The sequence below is a fragment of the Bradyrhizobium sp. YR681 genome, from assembly GCF_000282615.1.
Lineage (GTDB): Bacteria > Pseudomonadota > Alphaproteobacteria > Rhizobiales > Xanthobacteraceae > Bradyrhizobium.
The window spans coordinates 1-2687 of the sequence record NZ_AKIY01000319.1 but is presented as its reverse complement, the minus strand read 5'-3'; the positions used below and the strand labels follow the sequence as shown (position 1 = coordinate 2687).

2 protein-coding genes are annotated in these 2687 nt (G+C 66.5%); one reads left to right on the top strand and one right to left on the bottom strand.

The window, feature by feature from the left end; translation table 11 throughout:
• Positions 1-140 precede the first annotated feature (140 nt).
• Positions 141-566, bottom strand: coding sequence for a DUF1330 domain-containing protein (locus PMI42_RS33915; protein WP_008143618.1), 426 nt, complete (start codon positions 564-566; stop codon positions 141-143).
• Positions 567-733: 167 nt separating this feature from the next.
• Between PMI42_RS33915 and PMI42_RS33910 the strand changes: the two genes are divergently transcribed.
• Positions 734-2687, top strand: a 1954-nt coding sequence (locus PMI42_RS33910) for a transglycosylase domain-containing protein (RefSeq protein WP_008143616.1), incomplete at its 3' end; no start/stop codon positions are given.

The window sequence follows — 2687 nt, the reverse complement described above, 5'->3', positions numbered from 1 at the left end:
GTGCCCGCCTCTTCGGCGGGCCTCGAAGGGCGACGGCCCGGCCGGTGGCCATGCGGAAGCACCGGGGCCGTGCATCCTTCGAGGCTCGCAAGAGCTCGCACCTCAGGACGACGGGGAGAGATTGTCGCTTTGGGCTACATCTACTCCGGTATCTCCCCAAAATTCTTCCCCACCGGCAGCACCGCGTGGCGGATCAGCCGCGAATCTTCCACGCCCGCCTGCCGATGCTTCACCGCCTCGCGGTAGACGGGGTCGCGGATCATCTCGACGAAGGCGCCCACGCTCGGATACTCCGCGATGAAGCAATGGTCCCAGCGCTCGTCCTGCGGACCAATCAGCATCAGCTCGAACCGGCCCTGCCAGATGATGCGGCCGCCGAGGCGTTCGAACACCGGACCGCTGTCGCGGCCATAGGCCGCATAGGCTTCAGCCCCGCTGGCCTTGCGGCCGTCCGGATAGGCCGCCTCCTTGCGCAGGCGCACGAGGTTGAGCATGTGGATCGGGCCGGGGCGGTCGTTCTCCCGGAATTGCGCGAAGATCTCCTTGGTCGGATCGATATGGCCCATGCGTGTTCCCTCTTCTTTATGCGGACGATCCTAGCTCCGAGGCCCCATCAGCGGAACTGCGGCGAGCGAATGCCGTACCTCCTAATCACGCGTTAACGTCTGGGTAACCGGGCCTTAAACAGCGCCCGCTAGCGTGCGGCGGGGCGGGCTGACCGGGCGTTTTGCGTATGGGGTTGGGAAAGAAAAAGGGTGGGCGGAAGGAGCCGCTGTTCGGCTTGCCTGCTGCGCTCGCCGATCTGCGCCTGACGGCGGCGGATCGCATCCCCAACGCCGAGGACAAGCCCAAAAAATCGGCCAAGGCGCCGGCCAAGCGCAAAGCTGAGGAGTCCGGCGACGAGCCGCCGCGCGAGCGCAAGGCGCCAGCCGGCCGCAGCGGCGCCAAGCGGCGCTCGAAGTCGGGCGGAAGTTTCGGCCTCGGCCGCCTGGTCTATTGGGGCGCGGTGCTCGGCCTGTGGGGCGTGATCGCCGTGATCGGCCTCGTGATCTATGTCGGCGCGCATCTGCCGCCGATCCAGTCGCTGGAAATCCCCAAGCGCCCGCCGACGATCCAGATCGTCGGCATCGACGGCAGCATGCTGGCGCAGCGCGGCGAGATGGCCGGCGCCAATGTCGCGCTGAAGGATCTGCCGCCTTATTTGCCGAAGGCGTTCATCGCCATCGAGGACCGCCGCTTCTATTCTCATTTCGGTATCGACCCCGTCGGCATCCTGCGCGCGCTCGTCACCAACGTCATGCATCGCGGCGTGTCGCAGGGCGGCTCGACCCTGACGCAGCAGCTCGCCAAAAACCTGTTCCTGACCCAGGAACGCACCATGCAGCGCAAGCTGCAGGAGGCGGAGCTGGCGATCTGGCTGGAGCGCAAGCACTCCAAGGACGAGATCCTGGAGCTCTATCTCAACCGCGTCTATTTCGGCTCCGGCGCCTACGGCGTCGAGGCCGCGGCACAGAAATATTTCGGCAAGCCGGCGAAGAACGTCACCGTGGCGGAAGCCGCGATGCTGGCCGGTCTGGTCAAGTCACCCTCGCGGCTTGCGCCGAACCGCAATCCCGAAGGAGCCGAGCAGCGCGCCAAAGTCGTGCTCGCCGCGATGGCGGACGCAAAGTTCATCACGGAGGCACAGGCGCAGGCGTCGATCGGGCACCCCTCCTACAACGTGAAACCCGCCGGCGCCGGCACCCTCAATTACGTCGCCGACTGGATCGGCGAGGTGCTGGACGATCTGGTCGGGCAGATCGACGAGAGCATCAAGGTCGAGACCACGATCGATCCGAAACTGCAGAGCGTGGCGGAAGCCGCCATCATCGACGAGCTCGCGGCCAAGAGCGTCAAGTTCAATGTCAGCCAGGGCGCGCTGGTGGCGATGACGCCCGACGGCGCGGTGCGCGCCATGGTGGGCGGGCGGAACTATTCCGACAGCCAGTACAACCGCGCGGTCACGGCAAAGCGCCAGCCGGGCTCCTCGTTCAAGCCTTTCGTGTACTTGACGGCGCTCGAACAGGGGCTGACGCCTGACACCATGCGCCAGGACGCGCCGATCGAGGTCAAGGGCTGGAAGCCCGAGAACTACACCCACGAATATTTCGGCGCGGTGACGCTGACCCAGGCGCTGGCGATGTCGCTCAACACGGTCGCGATCCGCCTCGGCCTCGAGGTCGGGCCGAAGAACGTGGTGCGCACCGCGCACCGGCTCGGCATCTCCTCGAAGCTCGAGCCCAACGCCTCGATCGCGCTCGGCACGTCGGAAGTCTCGGTGGTCGAGCTGGTCGGCGCCTATGCGCCCTTCGCCAATGGCGGCTTCGCGGTGGCGCCGCATGTGGTCACGCGGATCAGGACGCTCGGTGGCAAGCTGCTCTACATGCGCCAGCCGGAGGAGCGCAATCCGGTGATCGACCCGCGCTATGTCGGCATGATGAACGCGATGATGCGGGAGACGCTGATATCGGGCACCGCCAAGAAGGCCGAGATCCCCGGCTGGCCGGCGGCCGGCAAGACCGGCACCAGCCAGGATTACCGCGACGCCTGGTTCATCGGCTACACCGCCAACCTCGTCACCGGCGTCTGGCTCGGCAATGACGACAACTCACCGACCAGGAAGGCGACCGGCGGTGGCCTGCCGGTGG